At 65.2% G+C, this 25,841-nt stretch carries 24 protein-coding genes; 14 read left to right on the forward strand and 10 right to left on the reverse strand.

Going from position 1 to position 25,841, the window contains the following annotated elements:
* The first annotated feature begins 6 nt into the window (after positions 1-6).
* The 6 genes from PCJ49_RS02685 to PCJ49_RS02710 all read left to right on the forward strand — a co-directional run bounded on the left by PCJ49_RS02685 (position 7) and on the right by PCJ49_RS02710 (position 4,816).
* Positions 7-432 carry a PaaI family thioesterase gene (locus tag PCJ49_RS02685; protein ID WP_269909589.1) on the forward strand — a complete coding sequence of 142 codons (426 nt, stop codon included), beginning with the start codon at positions 7-9 and terminating at the stop codon, positions 430-432.
* 86 nt (positions 433-518) lie between these two features.
* A complete protein-coding gene (locus PCJ49_RS02690) occupies positions 519-1,511 on the forward strand; it encodes an aldo/keto reductase (RefSeq protein ID WP_269909590.1) in 993 nt (330 codons plus the stop codon).
* Positions 1,512-1,576: 65 nt separating this feature from the next.
* Complete coding sequence (locus PCJ49_RS02695; RefSeq protein ID WP_269909591.1) at positions 1,577-2,341, forward strand: SDR family oxidoreductase; 765 nt, start codon at positions 1,577-1,579, stop codon at positions 2,339-2,341.
* Complete coding sequence (locus PCJ49_RS02700) at positions 2,338-2,904, forward strand: GNAT family protein (protein WP_269909592.1); 567 nt, start codon at positions 2,338-2,340, stop codon at positions 2,902-2,904. The genes PCJ49_RS02695 and PCJ49_RS02700 overlap by 4 nt, the downstream gene beginning before the upstream one ends.
* A 64-nt stretch (positions 2,905-2,968) precedes the next feature.
* Entirely contained in the window at positions 2,969-3,214 is a 246-nt protein-coding gene (locus tag PCJ49_RS02705) for a hypothetical protein (protein WP_269909593.1), read from the forward strand.
* Between the two features lie 351 nt (positions 3,215-3,565).
* Complete coding sequence (locus tag PCJ49_RS02710; RefSeq protein WP_269909594.1) at positions 3,566-4,816, forward strand: MFS transporter; 1,251 nt, start codon at positions 3,566-3,568, stop codon at positions 4,814-4,816.
* Here the strand turns inward: PCJ49_RS02710 and PCJ49_RS02715 are convergent.
* The 4 genes from PCJ49_RS02715 to PCJ49_RS02730 are packed head-to-tail and all read right to left on the reverse strand — an operon-like array spanning position 4,813 to position 8,946.
* Positions 4,813-5,706: a DUF3445 domain-containing protein gene (locus PCJ49_RS02715; protein ID WP_269909595.1), complete on the reverse strand. Its 894-nt coding sequence runs from the start codon at positions 5,704-5,706 to the stop codon at positions 4,813-4,815. The genes PCJ49_RS02710 and PCJ49_RS02715 overlap by 4 nt on opposite strands.
* Positions 5,703-6,785 (reverse strand): ketoacyl-ACP synthase III, encoded by a 1,083-nt coding sequence (locus PCJ49_RS02720; protein ID WP_269909596.1) that lies wholly within the window; start codon positions 6,783-6,785, stop codon positions 5,703-5,705. The genes PCJ49_RS02715 and PCJ49_RS02720 overlap by 4 nt, the downstream gene beginning before the upstream one ends.
* Positions 6,782-7,972, reverse strand: coding sequence for an FkbM family methyltransferase (locus PCJ49_RS02725; RefSeq protein ID WP_269909597.1), 1,191 nt, complete (start codon positions 7,970-7,972; stop codon positions 6,782-6,784). The genes PCJ49_RS02720 and PCJ49_RS02725 overlap by 4 nt, the downstream gene beginning before the upstream one ends.
* Positions 7,969-8,946, reverse strand: coding sequence for a hypothetical protein (locus tag PCJ49_RS02730; RefSeq protein ID WP_269909598.1), 978 nt, complete (start codon positions 8,944-8,946; stop codon positions 7,969-7,971). Before PCJ49_RS02730 ends, PCJ49_RS02725 begins: the two co-directional genes overlap by 4 nt.
* 15 nt (positions 8,947-8,961) lie before the next feature.
* On the opposite strand from PCJ49_RS02730, the gene pseG reads away from it, so the two are divergent.
* Positions 8,962-10,050, forward strand: a complete 1,089-nt coding sequence (gene pseG, locus PCJ49_RS02735; protein WP_269909599.1) for a UDP-2,4-diacetamido-2,4,6-trideoxy-beta-L-altropyranose hydrolase — start codon at positions 8,962-8,964, stop codon at positions 10,048-10,050.
* On the opposite strand, the gene PCJ49_RS02740 is transcribed toward pseG, so the two are convergent.
* Together PCJ49_RS02740 and PCJ49_RS02745 are read right to left on the reverse strand one after the other, a co-directional pair.
* On the reverse strand, positions 10,011-10,544 hold the full coding sequence (locus tag PCJ49_RS02740; RefSeq protein WP_269909600.1) for a GNAT family N-acetyltransferase: 534 nt from the start codon (positions 10,542-10,544) through the stop codon (positions 10,011-10,013). The genes pseG and PCJ49_RS02740 overlap by 40 nt on opposite strands.
* Positions 10,545-10,577: 33 nt before the next feature.
* Positions 10,578-12,014 carry a tetratricopeptide repeat protein gene (locus PCJ49_RS02745; RefSeq protein ID WP_269909601.1) on the reverse strand — a complete coding sequence of 479 codons (1,437 nt, stop codon included), beginning with the start codon at positions 12,012-12,014 and terminating at the stop codon, positions 10,578-10,580.
* A gap of 127 nt (positions 12,015-12,141) precedes the next feature.
* Between PCJ49_RS02745 and PCJ49_RS02750 the strand changes: the two genes are divergently transcribed.
* The 3 genes from PCJ49_RS02750 to PCJ49_RS02760 all read left to right on the forward strand — a co-directional run bounded on the left by PCJ49_RS02750 (position 12,142) and on the right by PCJ49_RS02760 (position 14,709).
* Positions 12,142-13,293 (forward strand): aromatic ring-hydroxylating dioxygenase subunit alpha, encoded by a 1,152-nt coding sequence (locus PCJ49_RS02750; protein WP_269909602.1) that lies wholly within the window; start codon positions 12,142-12,144, stop codon positions 13,291-13,293.
* On the forward strand, positions 13,290-13,664 hold the full coding sequence (locus tag PCJ49_RS02755) for a hypothetical protein (RefSeq protein WP_269909603.1): 375 nt from the start codon (positions 13,290-13,292) through the stop codon (positions 13,662-13,664). Before PCJ49_RS02750 ends, PCJ49_RS02755 begins: the two co-directional genes overlap by 4 nt.
* A gap of 220 nt (positions 13,665-13,884) precedes the next feature.
* The gene (locus PCJ49_RS02760; RefSeq protein ID WP_269909604.1) at positions 13,885-14,709 is read left to right on the forward strand and encodes a transporter substrate-binding domain-containing protein; all 825 of its coding nucleotides are present in this window, start codon (positions 13,885-13,887) and stop codon (positions 14,707-14,709) included.
* Here PCJ49_RS02760 and PCJ49_RS02765 read toward each other — a convergent pair.
* Positions 14,681-14,977 carry a hypothetical protein gene (locus tag PCJ49_RS02765; protein ID WP_269909605.1) on the reverse strand — a complete coding sequence of 99 codons (297 nt, stop codon included), beginning with the start codon at positions 14,975-14,977 and terminating at the stop codon, positions 14,681-14,683. The two genes, PCJ49_RS02760 and PCJ49_RS02765, sit on opposite strands and share 29 nt — an antisense overlap.
* A gap of 154 nt (positions 14,978-15,131) precedes the next feature.
* Here PCJ49_RS02765 and PCJ49_RS02770 point away from each other — a divergent pair, with 154 nt between their 5' ends.
* The 4 genes from PCJ49_RS02770 to PCJ49_RS02785 are packed head-to-tail and all read left to right on the forward strand — an operon-like array spanning position 15,132 to position 19,813.
* Positions 15,132-17,381 (forward strand): ATP-binding protein, encoded by a 2,250-nt coding sequence (locus tag PCJ49_RS02770; protein ID WP_269909606.1) that lies wholly within the window; start codon positions 15,132-15,134, stop codon positions 17,379-17,381.
* 1 nt (position 17,382) lies between these two features.
* Positions 17,383-17,835 carry a response regulator gene (locus PCJ49_RS02775; RefSeq protein WP_153205633.1) on the forward strand — a complete coding sequence of 151 codons (453 nt, stop codon included), beginning with the start codon at positions 17,383-17,385 and terminating at the stop codon, positions 17,833-17,835.
* Complete coding sequence (locus tag PCJ49_RS02780; protein ID WP_269909607.1) at positions 17,832-19,262, forward strand: HWE histidine kinase domain-containing protein; 1,431 nt, start codon at positions 17,832-17,834, stop codon at positions 19,260-19,262. The genes PCJ49_RS02775 and PCJ49_RS02780 overlap by 4 nt, the downstream gene beginning before the upstream one ends.
* Positions 19,259-19,813 (forward strand): biliverdin-producing heme oxygenase, encoded by a 555-nt coding sequence (locus PCJ49_RS02785; protein ID WP_269909608.1) that lies wholly within the window; start codon positions 19,259-19,261, stop codon positions 19,811-19,813. The genes PCJ49_RS02780 and PCJ49_RS02785 overlap by 4 nt, the downstream gene beginning before the upstream one ends.
* A 73-nt stretch (positions 19,814-19,886) precedes the next feature.
* Here PCJ49_RS02785 and PCJ49_RS02790 read toward each other — a convergent pair whose 3' ends face one another.
* The 3 genes from PCJ49_RS02790 to PCJ49_RS02800 form a co-directional block, all read right to left on the reverse strand.
* On the reverse strand, positions 19,887-22,976 hold the full coding sequence (locus tag PCJ49_RS02790; RefSeq protein ID WP_089286975.1) for an efflux RND transporter permease subunit: 3,090 nt from the start codon (positions 22,974-22,976) through the stop codon (positions 19,887-19,889).
* A 46-nt stretch (positions 22,977-23,022) separates the two neighbouring features.
* Complete coding sequence (locus PCJ49_RS02795) at positions 23,023-24,276, reverse strand: efflux RND transporter periplasmic adaptor subunit (protein ID WP_269909609.1); 1,254 nt, start codon at positions 24,274-24,276, stop codon at positions 23,023-23,025.
* A gap of 343 nt (positions 24,277-24,619) precedes the next feature.
* Positions 24,620-25,834, reverse strand: a complete 1,215-nt coding sequence (locus tag PCJ49_RS02800; protein WP_269909610.1) for an MFS transporter — start codon at positions 25,832-25,834, stop codon at positions 24,620-24,622.
* Positions 25,835-25,841: the final 7 nt, after the last annotated feature.

A 25,841-nucleotide genomic window follows, 5' to 3' on the forward strand; every position in this document is an offset into this window, starting at 1 on the left:
ATCGGAATGCACAAGCCACAGCCCGCCATCAGCCGGGAGGAATTCATCGCCCTGCTGGATGAACATATGCCACAGGTGCGGCAAGGCGGATTCGCCGTGCGCAGCCTTGGTTACGGCTGCTGTACCATGGATGTGGCCGCCGGGCCGGAGACCAGCCGCGCCGGCGGTACCATTTCCGGTCCCACCATGTTCGCGCTGGCCGATGTGGCGCTGTATGGCGCGGTGTTAAGCCGGATCGGTGCCGTGCCGCTGGCTGTCACCAGCAATATGACGATCAATTTCCTGCGCAAGCCACCGCTGCGCCCCCTGCTGGGGGAGGCGCGTTTGCTGAAACTGGGGCGTAAGCTGGCCTATGGCGAAGTGCTGATCCATTCCGAGGGTGATGGCGAGCCGGTGGCGCACGCCACCGGCACCTATGCCATTCCAGGATAAAGGACGGGCGAGGCTGGAAATTCCGCCGACCAACGGTTACACATCATAACAAACCCCTATCGCTGGATTTCCAAGGATAAAGCCCCATGCAGAAGCGCAGCATCGGCCCGTTCCAGATTGGCGAGATCGCCCTGGGCTGCATGAACCTGAACCATGCCTATGGCCCGCCCGTCAGCGATGCGGAGGCGGAACGGGTGCTGGTGGGCGCGCTCGATTTGGGTGTGGATCATTTCGACACAGCCGCGCTTTATGGCGGCGGGCTGAATGAGGAACTGGTGGGCCGCGTCCTCAGCCCCCATCGCCAGCGTTTCATGCTGGCCAGCAAATGCGGCATGACGGCGATCAACGGCAAGCGTGTGATTGATGGCCGGCCGGCCACCCTGCGCCAGACCTGTGAACAGGCGCTGCGCAGCCTGCGCACCGATGTGATCGACCTTTATTATCTGCACCGCTGGGACCGTGCGGTCCCGGTGGAGGAAAGCGTCGGCGCCCTGGCCGACCTGATCCGCGAAGGCAAGATCCGGGGTATCGGCCTGTCGGAGGTCTCCGCCGCCACCCTGCGCCGCGCCCATGCCGAGCATCCGATCATCGCGGTCCAGACAGAATACTCGCTGTGGACCCGCAATGCGGAGGTAGCGGTGCTGGATGCCTGCCGCGAACTGGGCACGGCCTTTGTCGCCTTCTCCCCCCTGGGCCGTGGCTTCCTGGCTGGCGGCGTGCCCGACCCCACGGCGCTGCGCCCGCAGGATATCCGCCGCACCATGCCCCGCTTTGTCGAGCCGAACTTCAGCGCCAATCAGGCATTGCTGGCCGATTTCGCCACCCTGGCGCGCGAGGCCGGGGCCAGCATGGCGCAATTGGCGCTGGCCTGGCTGCTGCACAAGGCCCCGCATATCATCGCCCTGCCCGGCACCACCAGCCTGGAGCATCTGACCGATGATGTGGGGGCATCGGGCCTGAACGTGTCGGCGGATGTGCTGGCCCGTGCCGGTGCCCTGTTCGCACCGGCCAATATCCACGGCCCCCGCTATAATGATGCGGCGCAGGCGGATGTGGATACGGAGGAACTGCCGGCCTGAATGGACAGGCGGGGGGCTGCGGGGCTAAGTTATTGAGAGTGCATGGATAGAAGGAAAGCCCCCCAATGCCCGCCATCATCAACCCCATGGATATGAGTGGCCGTCACCTGCTGGTGACGGGGGCGTCGGCGGGGATCGGGCGGGCGACGGCCATCATGCTGTCGCGCCTGGGCGCGCGGCTGACCGTAAACGGGCGGGATGAAGCCCGGCTTGGCGATACGCTGGCGGCCCTGGCCGGCGACGGGCACCGGGCCGCCGCCTTCGACCTGTCGGATATTGATGCCATTCCGGCCTGGATGAAGGATCAGGCAAAGCAGGCGGGGCCGTTTGACGGCATCGCCCATTGCGCCGGTATCCAGACGCTGCGCCCCATCCGCATCTTCCAGGCGGATTTCTTTGAACAGGTGATGCGCACCAACCTGGGCGCTGCCCTGGCGCTGGCCAAGGGGTTGCGGCAGAAGGGGGTGAAGGCGGACAAGGCCAGCCTTGTCTATATCTCCTCCACCGCCGCCACGGCGGCCTCGCCGGCCAATGTCGTCTATGCCGCTGCCAAGGGGGGCATCATTGCTGCCACCAAGGGACTGTCGGCGGAATTGCTGCCCGATGCCATCCGGGTGAATTGCGTCGTGCCCAGCATCGTGATGACGGAACTGATCGAACGCGGCTTTGAAAAGCTGAATGCAGAGCAGATTCAACATCTGGAAAAGCTGCAGCCGCTGGGCTTCGGCCACCCCGACGATGTGGCCCATGCGATCAGTTTCCTGCTGTCCGATGCCGCCCGCTGGATCACCGGCACATCCATGGTAGTCGACGGGGGCCGCACGGCATGAATGCGATACCCGCCGCCCTTTCCTTCCGCCAACCGGTGCAGGACGATGCGGTGATGCTGCTGGCCTGGCGGCGGTTGCCGGAGGTGACATCCAACAGCTTCACCGACATTGATGATGATCTGGACAAGCAGCGCGCTTGGATCGAGCGCTGCAACGCCCGCAATGATTATCACCACCGCATCATCCAGGTGGATGGGGTGGATGTCGGCTATACCAGCATCACCATCACCCAACCGCTTTGGGGGGTGGGCAGCATCGGCACCTATATGGGCGACCGGCGCGGGCGTACGGGCATCGGCGCGCTGAACTTCGCGCCAGTGCTGAACCATTGTTTCTACACGCTGGGCCTGCGCAAGCTGGTGAACCAGATTTTCGCCGATAACGAGCGCGTGCATAAGGGCCAGACGCTGCTAGGCTATCGCCATGTCGGCGTGCTGCGCGCGCACGCGGTAAAAAATGGCGTGCCGCGTGATGTGCATCTGTTTGAGATGCTGGCGGATGACTGGTTCGCCATCCGGCACCGTTTCGGCCTGATGGCGGATATGGATGGGCGGGTCTGGTAACGGGGCTGACGGGGTGCCATTATCAATGACAGCCTATTCTTCATGCTCCTGGTGAGGCGTGCCAATGTCCACGATGACCCTGCATCTGTCAGAAAGTACCCGTGCCAAACTGGATGCCTTGGCCCACCGGCTTGATGTGCGTCCCGAAGCCTTGGCCGAAAAGGCACTGCAATTTTATCTGGATGAAGAAGCCCTGATTATCGCCAGCATCGAAGCCGGCATTGCCGATGCGGATGCTGGACGTTTTGTCAGCGATGCGGTGGTTGAGGGCTTCTTTGCCCGGTTCAACGACGGAACGCTGGCGAAATAATGCGCCTGAGATGGACTGAAAACGCGCTGAAAGCGTTGATCGGCATAGAATCATATATTGCTCAGGAAAACCCTGCTGCGGCCAGAAAGATTTTCAATCTCTTACATGAACAGGCCCATGCTCTGAAACGTTTACCGAATATAGGCAGAAAGGGGCGGCGAGCAGGAACAAGGGAACTGATAATAAGCGAAATACCTTATATTATAGTTTACAGAATCAATGGTGACTTCATTGACATCATCACGATAATTCATACTGCCCGGCGTTGGCCACTCAAATTCTAGCCCTTCGCCTGTGCGGAATCGTCGCCTCATGTGTTCATCCTGTCAGGATGCACAATGGAGAAGGGCGATGCGATCCGGTCTGATGGGAACGCTGGCCACGCTGGCGGCACTGTTGCTGGGCTTCGGCCTGCTGCAATTGGGCAATAACCTGCAGGGCACCTTGCTGGCGGTGCGCGGGGGGCTGGAGGCATTCAGCCCCACCCAGGTGGGGCTGATCGGGTCCGGCTTTTCCATCGGGCTGGTACTGGGATCGCTGACGGCAGGCACACTGATCCAGTCAGTCGGCCATATCCGTACCTTCGCCGCCTTGGCTGCCCTGGCCTCAGCGTCGGCGCTGCTGCATGTGATGCTGGTGCACCCGGTCGCCTGGATCGGTTTCCGCATGGTGACGGGCCTGTGTTTTGCGGGCCTGTTGATGTCGGTGGAAAGCTGGCTGAATGCGTCGGCCACACCTGCCGTGCGCGGGCAGATATTGGGCATCTATTCCATGACCGGGTTGATCGCCGCCGTCGGTGGCCAGATGCTGCTGCCGCTGGCCGATCCGGGCGGTTTCATGCTGTTCGCCTGTGTCTCTTTGATCATCTCTATCGCCCTGGTGCCGGTGGCGCTGTCCAAATCGCAGGCCCCGGCAGAGGTGGGGGCGCGGACGCGGGCCAATCTGCGGCACCTCTACCGCCAATCGCCCTTCGGGCTGGTGGCGGCTTTCCTCTGCGGCATCAGCACCGGGGCCTTTTATGCGCTGGGGCCGCTTTACGCCCAGCAGGCGGGGTTTGATGATCAGGGCATTGCCCTGTTCATGGCCTGTGCCATCCTGGGGGCCTTTGCCACCACCTGGCCGCTGGGCTTTCTTTCCGACCGGATGGACCGGCGGCGGCTGGTTATCATCGTGGCGCTGGCCTCCGCCCTGCTGCTGGCCGCCATGATGCTGTTTCTGCCGCAGGGCATGGCGCCGGGCTGGGTGTTCTTTCTGGTCTTCGCCTTTGGCGGGGTGGTGCTGCCCACCTATGGCATGGTCGTGGCCCATGTGAATGACAGCGTGCATCCCACGGAATTCATTGCCGCTTCCGGGGGCTTGCTGATCGTGCAGGGTTCCGGCATGGCGCTGGGGCCGCTGCTGGGTGGGGCCATGATGGAGGCAATGGGGCGCAACGGCCTGCCCTGGCTGGTAGTGCTGGCCCAGGGGCTGGTGGCCGTCTGGGGGGCCTATCGTATCAGCCGCCGCGCCGCACCGGTGGAAAAGGAACAGTTCGTCAATATGACGGTATCCCCGGTAGGCACCACGCTGATCGAGGCGACGCAGGAGGCGAAGCCGTCCTAACCCAAAGCGCCCAGCGCCAGCGGCCCGTTCCGATCCAGGCCCTTATAGCGCGCCACATCATCCGGCACCGACCGCAGGATGGTGGCAAAATGGGCCTGTTGTTCAAGAGTCAGCGCCGCCAGCGCCCGCTGATGGGTGCGGATGGTGAACAACACGGCACCGCTGCCGGGCAGTTTCCGCAACGTCTGTTTTTCCACCCGCAGGAACAGGCGCTGACCGGCATTCTCCACCGTCACCGGCCCATCTGCCAGGGGTGGGCGGGGGCCGCCAGGCTGGAACAGGTCCGCATCATCGGACAGGCCCCAATTGGCCCGCCAGACAAGGCGGCCAGGAGTCAGGCTGTCAAAGAACCGGTCCACCGGCATGGCCAGCGTGGCATCATAGCCCGGCACCGGGCGGTGAATGCCGGGCAGCGGCTTGCCCAGCTTGTGCGGCAACAGCCAGTGCGATGGAAAGCACACCACCCCACCGGTCAGCCGCCAGCCCCCGGCGGATGGCGTCAGCAGACAGAGATCATCGGGCAGCAGATGGCCCAGCAGATGCAGCGGATGGTCAAAATCCGCCGGCTGCATCACGGCCCCGCCGATGGCGGAAAACAGCCCTGCCCCCTGGCGCTGGAACCATGATGAATGCTGGCTCGCCAGTTGCTGGAACAGCAGTTCCAGCAACTCCTCTGCGGCTGCCTTCGCCTCTGGCATCAGGGCCAGCACATCCCATTTGCGTTGTCGCAACAGGTCGGCCCGGCGGGCCAGTTGCCCTGGCCAGGCGGCATCCGGCGACAGCCAGTCCGCCGGCGCCAGCGTGCGCAAGCCCATCGCCATGCGATAGGCAGGGCCGTCGAACGGCCAGGGGAAGGGTTCGGCGGGCAGTTGCACGGGGGCAGCCCTCACCCCACCTCCATCACCGGATAATCGGCGGGCAGTTCGGCCAGGGTGGGGGCCGGGATGGGGCCGATATCGGCCAGCACCGTGCCCCAGGACCAGCCCACCCCAAACCCCGCCATCAGCAGTTTCTTCCGCCCCGCCGCCAGTTCCCCGCCCAGCCGGGAACAGATGGCCAAGGGGATGGAGGCGCTACTGGTATTGCCGAATTTCTCCATATCGATGATGTATTTGTCTGCCGCACAGCCAACCTTCTTGCGGATATGCTCCAGCATCATCTTGTTGGCCTGATGCGGCACCAGGAAATCCAGGTCATCGGTGGTGATGCCACCATCGGCCAGGGCCTCTTTCAGCAAGCCGGGCACAGCGCGCAGGGTGAAGGTGAAAACCTCCGCCCCGTTCAATTGCAGGCGGGCATCGCGGTAAAGCCGCTGCATCTCCGCCTCTGACTTGGGCGGGTCACTGGGGATCAGGCAATCGCGCTTGCCACCCGCTTTCACGAAAATATGCTTGGCCCCCGCCCCATCGGTGCCCAGCGCCACCCGGATCGGGCTTGCCCCTTCATCCAGTTCCAGCGCCGTGGCGGAGCCGGCATCGCCGAACAGCGGCAGGGTGGCCTTGTCTTCGGGGTGCAGATAACGGGTGGAATTGTCGCCGCACAGCACCAGCGCCCGCTTCACCTGCCCGCCCAGCAGCCGCCCCGCCATCCAGAGGCCATAGACAAAGCCGGAACAGCCCAGTGTCACATCAAAACAGGCGGCACCCGACGACAGGCCCAGATGGTGCTGCAGCACCGCCGCCGTGACCGGCAGCACATAATCCGCATCCTGGCTGACAAAGATCAGCACATCCACGCTGGCGGGATCCCAGCCCAGTTGGGCCAGCAGCCCCTCTGCCGCCGCACGGCACATGTCCGACGCGCACCAGGGCCGGGGCAGCACGCGCCTTTCATAGACGCCGATGCTGGCGTGCAGCTTGCGCGCCTCCTCCGCCGTGAAGATGCCGGGCTCCTCAACATAGGAATGGCGTTCACGCGGTACCACGGTGCGGATGCCGGCGATGCGCACCCCATTGATGACCGATTTCATCGCCCGTCCCCCTTCCCGCTGCCACCTTCCCAGGTGGCATAGATCACACTGTCGAACCAGGCCGCGCCATGGTGGCGCAGGCGGAAATGATAGCCCGGCAGGATATCGTCCACCAACGCCGGCAGATCGGCCAGATCGCCGGCGCGGTGATAGGCGGACAGGGCCAGTTTCGGGCGATGGCGGCGGATCGTCGTCGCCGCCCCCTGCAAGGCCGCCGCTTCCGCCCCTTCCACATCCAGCTTGATCAGGCTGACCGGGCCGATATCCAGATCATCCAGCGCCCGCACCGGCACCAGCATGTCACCATCGTCGGCCAGCGCGCTGCCGGACTGGCCGGCCCCGTTAAAGCGCAGTTCCCCGCTCTGCCGCCATAGGCCGACCCGATGCAATATCACATCGGCCCGCCCGCCCCAGGCCGCCGCCAGCTTGTCGGCATTGGCGGGGTCGGGTTCAAACGCATGGACGGAACGCCAGCGCCCACCGGTATGGCGGGCCAGATCGGCGATACTGTCGCCCGTATGGGCACCCCCATCCACCATCACCTCATCCGGCCCCACATCCAGGGCATCGCTGCCAAAATATATCCCGCCCGGATCGCGCAAGCCCGCCAGCCAGCGATCATCCCAGGACAGGCGATAGAGCGCCAGCCCAGCCAGGGTGGCCCGGCTGGCCGCATCCTGGAACCAGCCTGCTGCGGCGATGCGGTCCAGGGCCGTCACCAGCCGATCCGGATCGGCATGGTCGATCAGGGCCGCATCGCCAGCAATATGGTGCAGGTCCAGCCGCCGCATCGCCTGGAACAGGCCCAGCACCGGCAGCCCCAGCCTGTGGGCCAGCCGGGTGAAATGCGCCATGCCCCCTTCCCCGGCGGCACAGGTGACGGCGATCAACCCCGGTGTCGCCGCAGCCACCGCCGCCAGGGCGGCATCACCGGCCATGACATGGCCGTCCCTGATCTGGCCGATGCGGACATTATCCACCAGCAGCCGCACATCCAGCCGCGCCAGTGCCGCCGCCACAAACGGTTGGGCCAGCACCGATCCAGCCCCCAACAGGGCGACCGGGCGACCCGTCAGGTCCAGGGCAGCGGCCGCCGGCTCCTCCAGCACCCGCCAATCGCGGCCGGCACGATAGGCGGCCAGCCGGCGGGACAGTTCCGCTTCCAGGACGGCGATATCGGCATTCATCGCATCACCGCCCGGTTGATATAGGGGTCCAACCCCGGCTGGCGGGGCAATATCGGCTGTGGCGGGGTGAAGGGGGTGCGCCAGATGCCATATTGCGCCGTCACCATCAGCCGGGATTGCGCGCGCGGCAACAAGCCGCGATGCACGCCGAACGTATCGGCCAGAAAAACCATCCCCGCCGCCCCGGTGAAACGGCGCAAGGGCAGGTCCGCCATGGTTTGGGCGACCTTTTCATCGTCCATCCGGTTGATCTCCACCAGCCGTTCATCGCGGTGGGAGGCCTCAACAAACTCAAACGGCCCATCATCCGGCCCGGTATCGGTCAGATAGATGAACAGCTTGATGGCGCGGATATTGTCCCAGTCGCGGTGGAACCATTGCGTGCCCTTGGCGGCATCCCGCCCGGCAAAGGACCACCAGCCGCCGATATTATCGATGGTGGGCTTGCAGCCCAGATAAAGCTCTGCCACCCGCAATACCAGCGGATGATTGAAAATTCCCAACAGGCGCGGCACGGCCAGCAACTGGTCGACCCGGTAATAACCCATATTGGTTTCCGGGCTGGGCACCGCGTCGGGCGGGAAATCCCCCAGATGCGGGCGATAGGGATCGTGGCAGGGTTGAGCCTGCAGGGCCTGGCGCATCAACGCCGCCTGTTCGGGGCTGACCAGCCCCAGCGGCTCCGTCCAGCCGCGATCTTCCAACTGTTCCAGCAGGGCCAGGGCGCGCGGATCGTCGGGCGCTTGAGGGCTGCGCGGGCAGGCCAGGGCCGCCAGCCGGGCCAGCCAGTAGCGCCGCGCCGGACCGCCGGACAAGGGCAGCAGGTCATAGGGCAGGTTGCGCCAATCCGCCAGTGCGCGGCGGGCGATCTGTTCCAGGGTGCGGTTGCGGATCGTGAAGGCCATGACCGGCACAGGATGCACCCGCGCCCACTCCCGATGCAAAGCCTTTCCAAGGGCTTGGGCGCTGGCCATACTGGACCCATGTCCATGACCGCCACCCCGACGCCCCCACCCCTGGTGCTGATCCGCGCCGATGCCGCGCCCGACATCGGCACCGGCCATGTCATGCGCTGTCTGGCGCTGGTCGAAGCGTTGCGGGAGCTGAGGGCCGATGCGGCCTTTTGCGGCAGCCGCATCACCCCATCCCTGCGCGACCGGCTGGCCGCAGACGGTATCGCCCACCACCTGATCGACCCCGCCCAGGACGCCGACGACATGCTGGCGCTGTACCGCCGCATCGGGGCCAAGGCCCTGGTGGTGGATAGCTACTGGCTGGATGCGGATTGGCGGGCGGCGATGCGGCAGGCGGGTGGGCCGGTGCTGGCGTTGGATGATCTGGCCGACCGGCCCCTGTTCGCCGATCTGGTCTGGAATCCATCGCCACAGGCGCACACCCTGCCCTATGACAGGCTGGCACCGGGGGCGAAGCTGCTGCTGGGGGATGCGCATGTATTGATCCGGCGGGAAATCCGCGACCGGATCAGCGCACCCCGGACGGCCCTGGCGGAACGCACCCGAATCCTGGTCACCTTTGGCGGGTCTGATCCGGTAGGGCTGACCGTACCGGTGATCAAGCGGCTGGCCCCGCTGCTGCCCGATGATGTGGGGCTGGATGTGGTGGTGGGGGGCAGCAATCCGGCGCTGGCCTGTTGCCGTGCCGCCGCCGCGCGCTTTCCCGCCGTGGCGCTGCATGTGGATACGCGGGAAATGGGACGGCTGATCGCCGGCTGCGGGCTGGCGATCACCGCCGGGGGCGGCACGGTGGCGGAAATGGCTGCCCTGGCCACGCCCTGCCTGCTGGTCGCCGTGGTGGATAATCAGGCCGCCGCCGCCGCCGATGCCCGCACACGCGGCTGGGCCGCCGTGCTGGATGCGCGGGGGATGGACAAGGCGGATGCTGCCGACGCGGTGACGGAAAACAGCCTGCACCTTTGGGCTGATCTGCCCGCACGGTCGGACCTGTCGCGCCGCATCGCCGGTATTGACGGCCAGGGCGCCCCCCGCGTGGCGCGCGCCCTGCTGGACCGGATCGCCGTCTACAAGGCCCGCAACATATACGCCGCACCAGGACCGTAGGAGGCCAGCTTGGCCCGCAGCGCCGGCACATCCGTTTCCACGAAACCGAAACGCGCCCAATAGGGGGCCAGCCCATCCAGCGCCGTCAGCGCCAGTTGGCCAATCCCCTCCGCCTGCGCCACGGCAATCAGCCGCTCCAGCAGCTTCTTCCCCAACCCAAGGCCGCGCGCGGCGGGGTCGGTGGCGACATCGTGGATATAGAGCACATCGCGCGCCAGGGGGCCGGTCAGCACCATATCCAGCGGCACACTGGCATTCAGCGCCAGCGGATGGGAAACAGCATAGCCCAGCAAGCGCCCATCCTCCCGCTCCGCCAGCCAGAGCCCCTGGGGGAACAGGGCGAAACGGCTGTGAAACACATCCGGATGTTCCTGATGGTCCTGATGGATCTGGTTGCCAAGCTGCACCACCCGGTCGACATCAGCCGGATGGGCGGCGGGCCGCAGGGTGATGGTCTGCTGCTGCGGGGTGGTGAAGGTTACGGGCGTCATCATGGGCAAAGCGCTATCGTCTCAGGGTGGTAACGGCTATCGGCTGGCCTGTGCCCGCAGCCGGGCAGCCAGCAGGGAAATGGGATAGGACCAGTCCCCCGGCACACGCTGGCGGAACTGGCGCAGGCCGGGATACCAGCCGCAATCCGGCCTGTCCTTCAGCCAGCGCCAGCAGCCATCAAAACGGTTCAGCAACCAGACCGGCCGGCCCAGCCCGCCGGCCAGATGGGCCACGGCCGTATCAACACTGATCACCAGATCCAGATTGGCCACCAGCGCCGCCGTGGCGGCGAAATCCGGCAGGTCGGCCTGAACCATTCCGCCCGGCCAATCCGCCGCCTGGGCCGCCGCCGGCCCCTGTTGCAGGCAGACAAAACGCACGCCCGGCACCGCCGCCAACGGGTGCAGCGCCGCCAAGGGCAGCGACCGGCGCGCATCCACCGGGTTGGCGGGCTGGCCCGCCCAGCACAGGCCGACCCGCAGGCCCGGCCCTTCCAGCCGGTCGGCCCAGGCGGCCTGTTCGGCCGGGTCGGGCGACAGCCAGATGGCGGGGCCCGGCACCTTGTCCGCCTCCACCCCCAGCGGGCCGCACAGGCTCATCATCGCGCATTGCAGATCATAGGCGGGCACGGGCGTGCCGCGCGGCACCACCTGGGCCACGCCGGGCACACGCGCCATCAGGTGGGCCAGCTCCGGCTGGCATTCCACCACCAGCCGCGCGCCCCAAGCCGCCACCGCCGGCAGCAACCGGGCCAGTTGCAGCACATCGCCGCGCCCCTGTTCGGCATGGACCAGCAGGGTGCGCCCTGCCAGCGGCTGGCCGGTCCAGGCGGGGCCGGCATGGCTGGCCAGGGCGTAATCCGGGTGGTGGCGGCGCGCCTCCACCAACGGCCACGCCTCCCGCCAGCGGCCGGCGGTCAACAGGGCGACGGCCAGATTCCACCGCGCCGTGGCATCGCCGGGCGCCAATTGCACCGCCCGCTGCAGGTCGTTGATCGCCGTGGACAGGTCTCCCAGATCCTTGGCCACCGTGCCCAGGCTGACCAGCAGGGCCGGATCGTCGGGCCGCATGGCCCGCGATTGTTCCAGAAAGGCACGGGCCTGGGCAAAACGCCCCTGGCCATGCAGGGCCGCCCCCAATGTTGCCGCCGCGCCCGGATGAGCGGGATGTTTTTCCAGCACTTGCCGCAACAACTGTTCGGCGTCGGCCAGCCGACCCAGCTTCACCAGGGCACCGGCCAGATTGGCGCTATGGTTGGGCTGATCCGGGGCCAGCCGCAGGGCCTGGGCGAAGCGGTCGGCCGCCAGCCGATACCGGCCCAACCCCGCCGCCACCACCCCGCCCAGCCCCCAGAGGGGGGCCGGCGTCCCCTCCCCCAGCAGGCCGGCCAGTGCCGCTTCGGCCTGATCGGGCCGGCCGGCATCAAGATGGTCCAGAACGGATTGGATATTGGCGGGGGGTGCGGCGTTCATGGGCGGCAGAGTGCGCAAACGCGGCCCCCCGATGCAAGGGTTGCTTGCGCCCCACATCCGGGCAGGATATCCCGGCAGGACAGGCCCGGCAGCCGCCGCCGGGCCGCCTTTCGGGGGCTGCCCGCGCATGATCGCCAAACCCGCCCTGCTCCACCCCGCCGATTACCTGGACCCGGGCCTTCATGCGGCCGAGCAGGCCGGCATCTTTACCCATCAGTGGCAGTTTGTCGGCTTTGCCGAGGAACTGGCGGAACCGGGCCGTTTCCTGACCCGGCAGATTGCCGGGGAGCCGGTGCTGGTGATCAATATGGATGGCGATTTACGCGCCTTCCGCAATGTTTGCACCCATCGATTCGCCCGGCTGAAGGCAGCAGAGGCCGGACAGGATAGCGGACTGCGCTGCCCCTATCACGGCTGGGCCTATGATCGGGAAGGCGTGCCGCTGGGCATTCCCGGCAACCAGGATTGTTTTGGCCTGGACCGCGCGGCCAAGCAGGGGCTGGCCTTGAAACGTTTCGCGCTGGACCGCATCGGCCGTTTCATCTTCGTCCGCATCGCCGCCGAGGGGCCATCGCTGGCCGATGCGGTGGCCCCGCACGGGGAATTGCTGCAACGGCTGTCCGACGGGTTCGGCCCCGCCTTCAGCCAGGTGGCCCAGCCCTGGGCAGCCGACTGGAAGATCGGTATCGAAAATGTGCTGGAGGTCTATCACGTCGATGCCGTTCACCCGGAAAGCTTCCGCAGTGTGGTGGATGGCAGCTGGCGGGTGGCATATCAGTGCCCGCATTCCATCGGCCATGCCGGGATGCGGGCCGAGGCGCTGCGCTGGTGGGAGGGCGTGGGCAAGCGGCTGGGGCTGCTGGCCGTGCCAGGGCTGGACCATTATGTCCATCTGCACCTGTTCCCCAATCTGGCCATCGGCATCACTGCCGGCCGCCTGATCTCCGTCCAGACCTATGAGCCGACCGGCCCCGGCCGCTTTATCCTGCGCTACCGGCTTTGTCTGGCCCTGGGAGGCAAGGAAGGGGCCGCCCGCGCGGCGGTGGAAAGCCACCTGACCGCGCTGAACGAAACCCTGCTGGGGGAAGATCGCGCCATCGCGGCGGAGGTGCAGATCGGCACCGCCAGTGCCGACCGCCCGGCCCTGCTGGGCGCCAATGAGGATCGGTTGATGCAGTTCCACCAGACCCTGCTGGCGCTGAAAAATACGCACAGACTTGCATCCGGCACGCCGCCATCGCACCCTGCGGATGAAGAGCGGCAGGAGAACCGGATATGAAGGAAATGCGCACCCTGGGTTTTACCGAGCGGGAATCCATTCAGGCCATCATCGACCTGATGCGCAAACAGCGGCTGCCCATTCCGGTCGGCCAAGTGGTGGCGCTGGAACTGGTTGAGGAGCCGGTCTCCGCCACCCTGATCATTGAGGATAATGACGGCAAGCGCACCCCCATCCAACGCTCTGCCGCCGAACTGGCGGCATCGCTGGTGAATTTCTGCATCGAACGCAAGGTGCGGCTGCCCAGCACGGGCGACAAGTTTGTGGAGGTGATTGCCGGCAGCCTTAATCTGGTGATCTTCATGGCGGAGGTGCCGGGCGGGCGGGGCAAGATGGTCCGTCGTAAAAGCAACCCCACCGTCTCGCTGTAATACCACCAAGGCTGTTTTTCACCAATCCCGCAGAAAAATAGTCATAATTAACAATTAACAAAGATCAATCTTTGCCATACTCACTCCGGTCGGAAATTGCATATCCACATCTCCATATTTACGCACGGTTGTTTAAAATTTATTATAAATTCTGTATTTGACCCCGCATTCTTCCATCCGCTAGGCTGGATTCTCTTTAAGGAAATGGGGTTACCAAGGAATGCGAGGGTGGATCGGCGCCATGTTGCTGGGCATGGCGGTGGTATGCGGATCGCCCGCCTGTGCCCGCCAGGGCAATCTGATCATGGCCTACGGCGATTTCAATGAACCGCCCTATGCCTGGGTAAATGACGGCGGTCTCGCCGGCGGTTTCCTGCATGAACTGGGGCTGGCGCTGGCAGAGATACTGGACCGCGATCCCCAGTTCCGACACCTGCCCCGCAACCGGCTGGGCCCGGAACTGGTAAGCGGTAATATCGATCTCTATTGCCTGGCCAGCGCCGGCCAGGAGCCCGGCTTTACCGAGAGTGCGTTCAGCACCCCGCTTTTTATTGAACAGGACATCATTGTCCTCTCCCGTCACTTCAACAGCCCCCCGACATTGGCCGGGCTGGCGGGAAAGCGGGTCGGCTCCGTCTTGGGCGCTGTCTATCCGCCGATGCTGGAAGGCCTGTTCAACAACAGCAGCCTGATCCGGGAAGATGCCCGCAGCGACACGGCCAATCTCCGCAAACTGGCCGGCGGCCGGCTTGATGCCGTGGTTCTGTCGGCCACGGCCTGGCGGCAGGCAACGCAGGCAAACCCCGCCCTGGCCGAAACGGCACAAACGGAGACGCTGGGCCTTCCGCCCGTGTCCCGCGCCTGTCTCGTTTCCCCTGCCGGTACTGTCACGGTGGCAGCGGTGAACAGCGCCCTTCAGACCTTGCGGGACAATGGTACCCTGGCCGCCATGGTGCAGCGGCTGGGCCCGGATGCCACAGCCGCACAAGCTGATCAGGCCGCTGAGGGGCCGGGGATCAATCCAGCAAACCGCCAATATCGGTGATCAGCCGGCGGCGGCGGCCCGCCACTTCCGGCACGACAGCAGGCGTTGCCGGCAGGGCGGCGGGTGCGGGTTCCGGCGGTGGCGGGGCGGCGGTGGCCGGCGGCTGTACCAGAATCGATGCTGGCGCCGCCGGCCCTTCGGCCAACAGCTCCCCCACCAGCATACGCACCTGATCCCGCTTGTCCGCCGGTACCCAGAATTCCAGACGCACAAGCCCGGCCGCCTTGCGGCGTGCCCTTGCCCTGACCTGCCTGATCGCGTCAGTCATCTGTCCCTATGCTCCCTCTGAAACCGCCCTCTCCAGATGAATACGACTTTATGGGTAAAGCGGAAACCCCAAGCGATAGGCAGGGCGTCTGGTCGCGGGATTGATTCCAACTCTGTATAGGATTTCAGAATGACCCGAGCATAGAAGGCAAGGCATGACCGAAAGCGCCGCTCCCCCGGATTTTTCCATCTGTGACCGGGAGCCGATCCATATACCGGGCGCGATCCAGCCTTTCGGTTTTCTACTGGCCCTGGATCCGGAGACGCTTGTCATCCGCTATGCCAGCGCCAATGCTGGCACCTATCTGGGGTTGGATTGCGAATCACCCCTAGGTTTGCGGCTGGATAAGGCCATGCCAGACCTGCCCGATCCGGCGCTGGCCGCCATCCGCATGGCGGAACCGGGGCCGCCGCATCATCTCTGCACCCTGGCACCACGCCAGGGCGGCAGCAGCCCTTTGCATGTGCTGGCCCATCGCAGCGACGATCTGGTGATCCTGGAGATGGAGGAGGAGGCCGGCAGCGGCGCTTCTTCCTTCCAGGATGTTTATCCGCTGGTCCGCGCCTTTGTGGAGACCGTGCACGAGGCGGAAACCGAACAGGCCCTGTGTGCGCTGGCAGCAAGGGAAATGCGCCGCATCACCGGTGTCGACCGGGTGCTGATCTACCGTTTTGATGCGCAATGGCACGGCCAGGTAATTGCCGAGGATGGCAATGGTACCCTGCCCTCCTATCTTGGCCTGCGGTTTCCCGCCTCCGATATTCCGGCCCAGGCCCGCGCGCTTTACCAGCGCAACCGGCTGCGCATCATCCCCGATGCCCATTATCAGCCGGTGGCGCTGCTGGGGCTGGCACCAGATGACGGCAACGCAAGCCCGGCTCACCTGGACCTTTCCATGTCAGCCCTGCGCAGTGTCTCGCCCGTGCATCTGGAATATATGCGCAATATGGGCACACTGGCATCGATGTCGGTCTCCATTCTCTGCGATGGGCGGCTGTGGGGGCTGATTTCCTGCCACCATGCCCAACCGTTCCGCATCCCCTTCCATGCCCGCACCGCCTGTGACCATCTGGGCCAGATCCTCTCCCTTCAGGTGGCGGCGCGGGGTCGGGTGGCACAGTCGGAACGCCGGAATGAACTGCGCGCCCTGCAGGTGGTACTGCTGGCGCGCATGGCGGAATCCGAAAACTTCCTGGATGCGCTGACCCGCAGCGAGAACGATCTGCGCCGGCTGGTGGATGCGACCGGGGTGGCCATCCTGTTTGGCGACCATATCATCCGCCTGGGGGACACCCCCGCCGCCGAACAGGTGGAAGCACTGGCCGCCTGGCTGGTGGAACGGGGGGAGCGGGAGGTTTTCGCCACCGATCACCTGCCCGGCCTCTGGCCCCCAGCCGCCGCCCTCAAGCATCAGGCCGCCGGGATGCTGGCCATCGGCATCTCACAAATCCATCCGGCCTATGTGATCTGGTTCCGGCCAGAGGTGATCCAGACCGTGGAATGGGGTGGCAATCCCGGCGAAAAGCATGTGTCTGTCGAGGATGGCCGCCTGCACCCGCGCCGGTCATTCGACATCTGGCGTGAGACGGTAAGCGATACGTCCGCCGCCTGGGACGAGGCGGCCCTGACGGCAGCAGCGGAGCTGCGCTCCGCCATTGTCGGGGTGGTGCTGCGCAAGGCGGAGGAACTGGCCGCCCTGACGGCGGAGCTGAAGCGCTCCAACAAGGAGCTGGAAGCTTTCTCCTATTCCGTTTCCCATGATCTGCGGGCACCCTTCCGCCATATTGTCGGTTTTGCCGAGTTGCTGCGGGAACGGGAGGGCGACCGGTTCAGCCCGCGCGGCCGTCACTATATTGACAGCATCATCGAAGCCGCCTTTGCCGCCGGCACGCTGGTGGATAACCTGCTCTCCTTCTCCCAGATGGGCCGTGCCACGCTCAACCTGCGGCGCACCGACATGAATGAGGTGCTGCGCGAAGCCCGCCACCGGCTGATCACCGATCAGCAGGGCCGCGATATCCGCTGGCAGGTGGATGATCTGGGCGTGGTGCGGGCCGATCCGATGATGGTGCGGCTGGTCATGCAGAACCTGCTGGACAATGCGCTGAAATTCACCAGGGAGCGAAATCCCGCCGAAATCGTTATCACTGCGCGACCCGGCCCGGATGAAGTGACGTTCGCGGTCCGTGACAATGGTGTCGGCTTTGACATGGCCTATGTCGACAAGCTGTTCGGTGTCTTCCAGCGCCTGCACCATGTGGAGGAGTTCGAAGGCACCGGCATCGGGCTGGCCAATGTGCGCCGCATTGTCGAACGGCATGGCGGACGCAGCTGGGCGGAGGGCAAGGAGGGTGAAGGGGCTGCCTTCTTCTTTACCTTGCCCGTCTGGAAAGGAGCGGATTGAGATGGCGGAATTGAAACCGATCCTGCTGGTGGAAGACAGTCCCAAGGATATCGAACTGACCTTGGCGGCGCTGGAACGCTGTGGCCTGGCCAATGATGTGGTGGTCATGCGCGACGGGGCAGAGGCTTTGGACTATCTGCTGCGCCGGGGCCGTTATGCCGCCCGCAACAGCACCGACCCTGCGGTGGTACTGTTGGACCTGAAATTGCCCAAGGTGGATGGGCTGCAGGTGCTGGAGGTGCTGAAAGGTACGGCCGAACTGCGCACCATGCCGGTGGTGATGCTGACCTCCTCGCGGGAGGAACGCGACCTGCTGGCCTCCTACCGGCTGGGCGTCAATGCCTTCGTCGTCAAGCCCGTGGATTTCCAGGCTTTCTTCATGGCCATCCGCGATCTTGGCATGTTCTGGGCCGTGCTGAACGAGCCGCCCCCGCGTGAGGCCGCCCGCCTATGAGCCTGTCCCATCCGGCCCTGCGGCCTGGCGCCGCTGAAACCGTGCACATCCTGCATGTGGAGGATAGCCCCGCCGATGCGGAACTGGTGCGCGAACGCATCACCGAAACCGGCCTGACGGTAGAGATCAAGCGGGTGATGACCCGTGCCGCCTTCATCCAGGCCCTGGATGAAGGCGGTGTTGATCTCATCCTGTCCGATTATGCCCTGCCCAGCTTTGATGGGAACGCCGCCCTGGCCCTGGCGCGGCAGTCGGTGCCCGACGTGCCCTTCATCTTCGTTTCCGGCGTGCTGGGGGAAGAGGTGGCAGTGGAATCGCTGCAAAGCGGTGCGGTGGATTTCGTCGGCAAACAGCGGCTGCAGCGTCTGCCCGCCGCCATTTTGCGCGCGCTGACGGAAGCGCGCCGCCGCCAGCAGCACCGGGAGACCGAGGAGGCGCTGAAGGCCAGTGAAGCGCGACTGCGCTTCGTGCTGACGGCCAGCAATCTGGGCAGTTGGGAACTGGATGTCGAAAGCAGCCGGGTGGTGATTTCCGATGTCTGCGCCCGGCATCTGGGTTTGGGCAACGGGGGACAGGCGCCGGAGACAGTCAGCAGGGCCGCCGTGCGCGCCACCATCCATCCTGATGACCTGCCGCATGTGGTGCAGAGTGTGGCCACCGCGCTGGAAAATGGCACCGAACTGGCCGTGGAATGCCGCATACCGCGCCCGGATGGCAGCCTCTGCTGGCTGCAACTGCGCGGGCGCGGCACCTATGATGCGCTGGGCCGGCCCCTGCGGATGGCCGGCATCACCCTGGACACCACCGAACGACGCGCGGCGGAGGAACGCCAGGCCCTGCTGATGCAGGAGGTGGATCACCGCGCCAAGAACATGCTGGCGGTGGTGCTGGCCATGGTGCGGCTGACGCCCATGACATCGCGCGACAGTTTCGTGCAAACCATCGAAGGCCGCATTGCCGCCCTGGCCCGCGCCCATACGCTGCTGGCCCGGTCACGTTGGGAAGGGGCGGAGCTGGGGCAGTTGGTGCGGGAGGAAATGGCCCCCTATGCCAGCCATGTCAGCATCCAGGGCCCCCAATTGCTGCTGGTCCCGGAGGCAGCCCAGGCCTTCGCCATGGTGCTGCATGAACTGGCCACCAATGCCGCCAAGCATGGGGCACTGTCACTGCCCGAGGGGCGGCTCTCCATCGACTGGGGCTTTACCGATCAGGGGCGACAATTGACCCTGGAGTGGCGGGAAAGCGATGGGCCGCCGGTGACGCCCCCGGAACGCCGGGGCTTCGGCACATTGGTGATCCGCCAGAACATGGAACATCAACTGGCCGGCAAGGCGGAAATCGACTGGCAACCCGACGGGTTGCAGGTGCGGATGCGCGTGCCAACCGCCGCCGTGGTACGGCGGCGGGGGCCGGGTGATGGGGCATGAGCCGACTGCTGGAACGGCTGCGGGTGGAGACAAGGCCGCAGCATGAAGCGCTGGAAAGGACACTGAACCTGCTCTCCCCCACCCTGGAGATGGCGCGCTATCACGCCATTCTGCGGCAGTTTCACCGTTTCTGGTGCGGCTGGCAGCCGCTGGCCCACGGGCTGTTGTCGGACGAGCACGACCTGCTGACCGGACGTGACCGGACACCCTTGTTGAGCGACGATCTGGCCCATTTTGACCTGGCCCCCTTGCCAGCGGACGGCCCCCTGCCGCCGCTGGCGGATGCCGACGCGGCCATGGGATCGCTTTATGTGCTGGAAGGGTCCACCCTGGGTGGGCAGGTGATCGCCCGGCATCTGGAAACGCGGCTGGGCCTGCGCGATGGCGCCGGCTATGCCTATTTCCAGGGTTATGGGCGACAGAACGGGCCGATGTGGGCGGCGATGCGGGAACGGCTGGCCCGACATCCAGCGGAAGGGCCGGCGGCCGACCGGTTGGTAACGGGCGCCAAACAAACCTTCGCCATTCTTGAACAAAGGCTTGTGATCTGATCCTCACAAGTATCATCAGTAAAAAAAGGGCGGCCCCACGGGACCGCCCTTTTCATTTCCAAGATCGCCCGGATCACTCCCCATCCACCACATGCGGACGCAGCGGCAGTTCCGGTTCCTTCGGCGTGATCAGCCGGCTGAACAGCGGGCTCATCTTGCGCTGAAGATCATCCATCAGCGTGAAGAAGGTCGGCACGAACACCAGCGACAGCAGGGTGGAGGTCACCAGACCACCGATCACCGCCACCGCCATCGGCTGGCGGAATTCCGTATCCGCGCCCCAACCCGCCGCAATCGGCACCATGCCGGCGATCATGGCAATCGTGGTCATGATGATGGGGCGGGCACGCTTGGCACCGGCATCCGTCAAGGCTTCCAGCCGGCTCATCCCATGGTCACGCATGGCGACGATGGCATATTCCACCAGCAGGATGGAGTTCTTGGTGACGATCCCCATCAGCATCAGGATACCGATCAACGCCGGCATGGAGATGGACATGCCGAAGATCAGCAGGAAGATCACCGCCCCGCCCAGCGACAAGGGCAGCGCCATCATGATGGTGACCGGCTGGAAGAAGTTATGGAACAGCAGCACCAGCACCGCGATGATCAGCAAGAAGGCAGTGCCCAGCGCCACGATGAAGCCCATGAACAGGATCTGCATCTGCTCCGACCCGCCATAGGCCGGCTTCGACACGCCGGCCGGCATGTGCGACATGGAGGGCAGCGCATTGATCGCCTTCATCGCATCGCCCAGCTCTGCCCCGTTCAGGTCAGCCTGGATGGAGACGCGGCGGGCACGGTCGAAACGGTCGATCTGCACTGCGCCGGAACCCATGCTGATTTCCGCCACCGCACTGACCGGCACCGTGGCACCGGTATTGGTACGGACCCGCAGATTGGCCAGCACATCCAGATCGCCGCGCATATCCTGGTCCAACTGCACCCGGATCGGCACCAGCCGGTCGCCCAGGTTGAACTTGGCGGAATTGGTGTCGATCTCGCCCAGCGTCGCCACCTTGGCCACCTGACCGATGGCGAAGACAGAGACCCCCTGTTCAGCCGCACGGTCAAACATCGGCTTGATCTGGATTTCCGGCCGCTGCAACGGCGCGGTGGTGGAGACATTCTTCAAGATCGGCAGTTGGCGCATTTCCGCCAGCACCTTGGCGGCATGTTCATCCAGCAGCGGGCCATTCTCGCTGGTCAGCATGATGGAGACATCACGGTTGCCGAAGCCGCCGGTGGAATTGAAGCTGAAGCGGATGCCCGGCAGCTTCTGCAATTCCGGCATCACGCGGGTTTCGAAATCCTTCTGATGCACGCGCTCCGACCGGTCCTTCAACAGCACGATGATGGAGCCTTTGCGCACCTGCCCGCCACGGCCAGCCCGCGCCCAGGTGGCATCCACCTCCGGCTGGGCCCTGAGGATCAGGGCGGCGCGCTGCACCATCTCATCCATCTGCTGCAAATTCGTCCCCGGCGGCATTTCCATCTGCAGGTTGGAGAAGCCGATATCCTGGCTGGGCAGAAAGCCGGTGGGCAGGGCCGTCATCAACCCGATGGAGGCAACGAAGAACAGGAAGCCGCCCGCAATGGTCGATTTGCGATGATGCAGGCACCAGTTCAGCGCACCCAGGTAACGGCGTGTCCAGCGGCCGGCTTCCGGTTCCGGATGGGCCACCGGTTTCAGCAGATAGGCTGCCATCAGCGGTGTCAGCAAACGTGCCACCAGCAGGGAGAACAGCACCGCCACCGCCACCGTGATCCCGAAGGAGCGGAAATACTGGCCGGCCACACCGGGCATGAAGGAGACGGGCACGAACACGACCACGATGGTCATGGTGGTGGCCACCACCGCCAACCCGATCTCGTCCGCCGCCTCCAGGGCCGCCTTGTATGGCCGTTTGCCCTGGTTCATGTGGCGAACGATATTCTCGATCTCCACGATGGCATCATCCACCAGAATGCCCACCACCAGGGCCAAGGCCAGCATGGTGATGCCATTCAGCGTGAAGCCCAGCATATCCATCGCCAGGAAGGTGGGGATGGTGGACAAAGGCATGGCCAGGGCGGAAATCAACGTCGCACGGCTGTCCCGCAGGAACCACCAGACGACACCCACCGCCAGCACGGCACCGACCAGCAGCGCCTCGATGGAGGCGTGATAGCTGTCCACCGTGAATTTGACGTTGGAGATGATCAGCTTGAAGGTCAGGTCGGGATATTGCTTCTTCAGTTCCTCCAGCGACTTGACCACCCCATTATAGATGGTGACCTCGCTGGAATTGGGGGAACGGTTGATGGCAAAACCCACGGCCGGCACGCCGTTCAGGCGGGACACGTTGCGCAGTTCCGACGTGCCGTCCACCACATCCGCGATGTCGGACACCCGCACCTTGCGCCCGCCGGGAAGGGCGATTTCCAGGTTGCGCAGATCATCCACCGACTGGGCACGGCCCAGCGTGCGGATGGATTGTTCCGTCGCCCCCACGGTACCCCGGCCACCCGGCATATCCACATTCAATTGCTGTAACTGCTGGTTCACCTCACCGGCGGTCACGCCCAGCGCCATCATCCGCGTCGGGTCCAGATTGACGCGGATTTCGCGCTGCAGACCGCCGATCCGCTCCACCTCGCCCACGCCATCGACACGCTTCAGGGCCCGCCCGATCTCGCTGTCGATCAGCCAGGAAAGCTGTTCGACCGACCGGTGGGGGGAAGATACCGTGTAATAAAGGATGCTGTCGCCAGTGACATCCAGCCGCTGAACCTGCGGTTCATAGATATCCTGCGGCAGATCGGACCGGATACGGCTGACCGCATCGCGCACGTCATTGACGGCGCGGTCGGTGTCATAGCCGATCTTGAATTCGATCGTGGTGTTGGAATTGCCGTCCGTCACCGTCGACTGCACATGGTCGATACCGGTGATGTTGGAAACCGCATCCTCGACCTTCTTTGTCACCTCCTGTTCCAGTTCCGACGGGGCGGCACCGGGGCGGCTGACATTGACATTGACGACCGGGAAATCGATATCCGGGTTACCGGTAATATCCATCCGCCAGAAGGAGATCAGGCCCGCCAGCGTCAGGATGATGAACAGAACGATGGTGGGCACCGGGTTGCGGATGGCGACCGCTGAGATATTGCCACGGCTCATGACCGGGTTCCTTCGCTTAGGAATAGCGTGCGTGCGGACGGCGTGGTTATTTTTGTACCGGCAGCGGCTTGATATCGCCGCCGCCGGGGGTGGGGGTGACGTTCACCTCCTCCCCATCCTTGAGATAGGCAGCACCGGTCAGCACGACCTCTTCCCCGGCTTTCAGGCCCTTGGTAATGGCGGCGCGCCCGTCGGCGCGGCTGGCCACCTCCAGCTCGCGCGCTTCCACCGTGCGGTGCCCGTTGGCGGCGGTCTCTGCCGAAGCGACGACGGCATAGGTGCGGGCATCGCGGTAAACCAGCGCTGCCTCCGGCACCACCGGAGCCAGCTGGCTGCCGGTGGTGACGCGGGCGGAAACGAACATGCCGGGGCGCAACTGCGGATCATGCGGCACGGCGATCTTCACCGTGCCGATGCGCGTCTTCACATCCACCACGGGGGAGATCAGGCGCACCGTACCGACAAAGGGCTTGCCCTGCGCATCGGTCATGGACAGTTCGGCCGGCTGGCCCACCTGCATGGAGCGCAGATCAATTTCCGGCACATCGGCCACCAGTTCCACCCGATCATCGCGGATGATGCGGAACAGTTCCGTGCCCCCGGCCGACATCACCGCGCCCAGACGGGCATTGCGGCGGGCAACCGTGCCATCGGTGGGGCTGCGCACCTCCGTCTGTTTCAGGCGCACGGCCGCCTGATCGCGTGCCGCCTGTGCTACGCGCACGCGGGCCTTGGTAGTCAGCGCGGTGGAGCGGCGGGCATCCAGATCGCGGGTGGAGATGGCGCCGGTACGGGCCAGATCCTCTGCACGGCGGATATTGGCATCAGCTTCCGTCGCCAGCGCCTCAGCCTCACGCAGCGATGCCTCGCGTGAGGCGAGATCGGCGCGCAGCACGCTGTCGTCAAAACGTGCCAGCAACTGGCCAGCCTTCACGCTGTCGCCTTCATCCACCAGCACCTCGACAATGGCCAGACCGGATGTCTGGGTGCCGATGGGCAGTTCATCCCAGGCGGCCAGCGAGCCGGTCACCAGCATGGAGCGGGCAACCGTCTGTTCGGTCACCTTGGTGGTGGTAACGGTCAGCACGCTGCCGCCCTTATGCTCCCCAGCCGCCGTTGCGGCCCCTGTCTTACCCTGCTGTTTCAGCGCCAGCCAGGTGCCAGCCCCGATCAGGGCCACCAGCACCAGCCCCCCGATGATCCATTTCAACTTGCCACGGGCAGGCCGGGCCGGCGGCTGACGCAGGGCGAAAGGGGGTTGGCTCTGCTCGGCGCGGGAGGGCAACGGCTGAATGCTCATGGGGATCACCATTTTATCGGCCCCGGCTACGGGCGGGGTTTCCGGATAAGGGGAACCCTTCGCCGGCAACAGCTTTCACAGCGCCCCGTCGTCCCCCAACCAATCGGGACAATACAACCGGCATATGCCCAGGGAAAGCAGCGGATGGTTTCCGGCGTGTAACGTTATTTTACAGACCAACCGTCTGGTCAAAGATCATGCTGTTGCTATGCATCAACAGCATTGCCTGGGGGCGGCAGGTGGATGCACCAGCACCCGGCAATCCCATGGAATAGCGCCACCACAGGCGATAAAGGCCATGTCAAAGGCGATTGTAACGCCTTGAAACAATGCCCCTCTCTGCTTAAGCATGACGGCGCATGGACAGGGCCAGCAGCAGCGCCAGGGCCAGCAGGCCCCCCACCAGCGCCACCACCCCACCCCAGCCCGCCCGTTCCCAGGCGAGGCCGGCACCACTGCCAACAAAGCTGGAGCCCATGTAATAAAAGAACAGATAAAGCGAGGATGCCTGCGCCTTGCCGGTCGTCGCCCGCGCGCTGACCCAGCTGCTGGCCACCGAATGGGCGGCGAAGAAGCTGAAGGTCATCAGTGCGATACCGGCAATGATGGCGGGCAGTGGCGTCAGCGCCGTCAAACCCATGCCGGTCGCCATCAGCGTGATGCCCACCGGCAGCACCCGGTGCCGCCCCACACGTCCGGCCAGCGCCCCGATCCAGGCCGACCCGCCCATGCCCAGCAGATAGGCGCTGAAGATCAGGCCGATAGCGCTTTGCGACAGGTTGTAAGGCGGCTGTAACAGATGGAAACCGATGAAATTATAGATAGCGACAAAGCTGCCCATCAGCAGAAAGGCCAGGGCGAACAGGATGCACAGGCCCGGATCGCGGAACTGGGCCAGCAGGCTGCCGATCAGAACCCGGGGATCAGGCGACTGGCGCCGGAACTGGCGCGAGGGCGGCAGCAGGCGCCAGAGCGTCGCGCCGGAGATCAGCCCCAGCATCCCGATCCCGGCGACGATCCAGTGCCAGTCCAGATGATCGGCGGCGATGCCCGTCACCAGCCGGCCCACCATGCCCCCCAGGGCAGAGGCGGCGATATAGAGCCCCATGGCCAGCCCCAGGGCCTTGGGCTGCATCTCCTCACCCAGATAAGCCATGGCGATGGCCGGCAGCCCGGCCAGCGCCACACCGGTCAACATGCGCGCCAGCAGCAGCGCGTGCCAGGAGGGGGTAAGCGCGACCGCGATGGTGAGCAGGGAGGAGAGCAACAGGGAGCCGACCATCACCGGCTTGCGCCCCACCACCTCCGACAGGCTGCCGGCCAGCAACAGGCAGATGGACAGGGCCCCGGTGGAGAGCGACAGGGACAAGGCGCTTTCCGCCGCCCCCACCTTGAACGTGTCAGCCAGCAGGGGCAGCAGCGGCTGCACATGGTACAGCAGGGCAAAGGTGGTCAGGCCCGCCCCGGCCATGGCCAGACTGGTACGCCGGAAAGCGGGGGTGCCGGCGGCGATCCGCCCATCGGCAGCTTCCCCCTGCCCCGGTTCGCCGGGCGTCAAGGCCCGC

The organism is Niveispirillum sp. BGYR6, assembly GCF_027568365.1.
In the GTDB taxonomy this organism is placed as follows: domain Bacteria; phylum Pseudomonadota; class Alphaproteobacteria; order Azospirillales; family Azospirillaceae; genus Niveispirillum.

Coding starts and splice junctions, on each gene's coding strand:
- PCJ49_RS02705 (WP_269909593.1), top strand. CDS start 2,969: ATGTCCACGATGACCCTGCATCTGTCAGAAAGTACCCGTGCCAAACTG.
- PCJ49_RS02775 (WP_153205633.1), top strand. CDS start 17,383: ATGGCGGAATTGAAACCGATCCTGCTGGTGGAAGACAGTCCCAAGGAT.
- PCJ49_RS02765 (WP_269909605.1), bottom strand. CDS start 14,977: ATGACTGACGCGATCAGGCAGGTCAGGGCAAGGGCACGCCGCAAGGCG.
- PCJ49_RS02795 (WP_269909609.1), bottom strand. CDS start 24,276: ATGAGCATTCAGCCGTTGCCCTCCCGCGCCGAGCAGAGCCAACCCCCT.
- PCJ49_RS02720 (WP_269909596.1), bottom strand. CDS start 6,785: ATGAAATCGGTCATCAATGGGGTGCGCATCGCCGGCATCCGCACCGTG.
- PCJ49_RS02760 (WP_269909604.1), top strand. CDS start 13,885: ATGCGAGGGTGGATCGGCGCCATGTTGCTGGGCATGGCGGTGGTATGC.
- PCJ49_RS02745 (WP_269909601.1), bottom strand. CDS start 12,014: ATGAACGCCGCACCCCCCGCCAATATCCAATCCGTTCTGGACCATCTT.
- PCJ49_RS02730 (WP_269909598.1), bottom strand. CDS start 8,946: ATGGCCAGCGCCCAAGCCCTTGGAAAGGCTTTGCATCGGGAGTGGGCG.
- PCJ49_RS02695 (WP_269909591.1), top strand. CDS start 1,577: ATGCCCGCCATCATCAACCCCATGGATATGAGTGGCCGTCACCTGCTG.
- pseG (WP_269909599.1), top strand. CDS start 8,962: ATGACCGCCACCCCGACGCCCCCACCCCTGGTGCTGATCCGCGCCGAT.
- PCJ49_RS02725 (WP_269909597.1), bottom strand. CDS start 7,972: ATGAATGCCGATATCGCCGTCCTGGAAGCGGAACTGTCCCGCCGGCTG.
- PCJ49_RS02770 (WP_269909606.1), top strand. CDS start 15,132: ATGACCGAAAGCGCCGCTCCCCCGGATTTTTCCATCTGTGACCGGGAG.
- PCJ49_RS02750 (WP_269909602.1), top strand. CDS start 12,142: ATGATCGCCAAACCCGCCCTGCTCCACCCCGCCGATTACCTGGACCCG.
- PCJ49_RS02780 (WP_269909607.1), top strand. CDS start 17,832: ATGAGCCTGTCCCATCCGGCCCTGCGGCCTGGCGCCGCTGAAACCGTG.
- PCJ49_RS02785 (WP_269909608.1), top strand. CDS start 19,259: ATGAGCCGACTGCTGGAACGGCTGCGGGTGGAGACAAGGCCGCAGCAT.
- PCJ49_RS02790 (WP_089286975.1), bottom strand. CDS start 22,976: ATGAGCCGTGGCAATATCTCAGCGGTCGCCATCCGCAACCCGGTGCCC.
- PCJ49_RS02755 (WP_269909603.1), top strand. CDS start 13,290: ATGAAGGAAATGCGCACCCTGGGTTTTACCGAGCGGGAATCCATTCAG.
- PCJ49_RS02690 (WP_269909590.1), top strand. CDS start 519: ATGCAGAAGCGCAGCATCGGCCCGTTCCAGATTGGCGAGATCGCCCTG.
- PCJ49_RS02740 (WP_269909600.1), bottom strand. CDS start 10,544: ATGATGACGCCCGTAACCTTCACCACCCCGCAGCAGCAGACCATCACC.
- PCJ49_RS02685 (WP_269909589.1), top strand. CDS start 7: ATGCACAAGCCACAGCCCGCCATCAGCCGGGAGGAATTCATCGCCCTG.
- PCJ49_RS02710 (WP_269909594.1), top strand. CDS start 3,566: ATGCGATCCGGTCTGATGGGAACGCTGGCCACGCTGGCGGCACTGTTG.
- PCJ49_RS02700 (WP_269909592.1), top strand. CDS start 2,338: ATGAATGCGATACCCGCCGCCCTTTCCTTCCGCCAACCGGTGCAGGAC.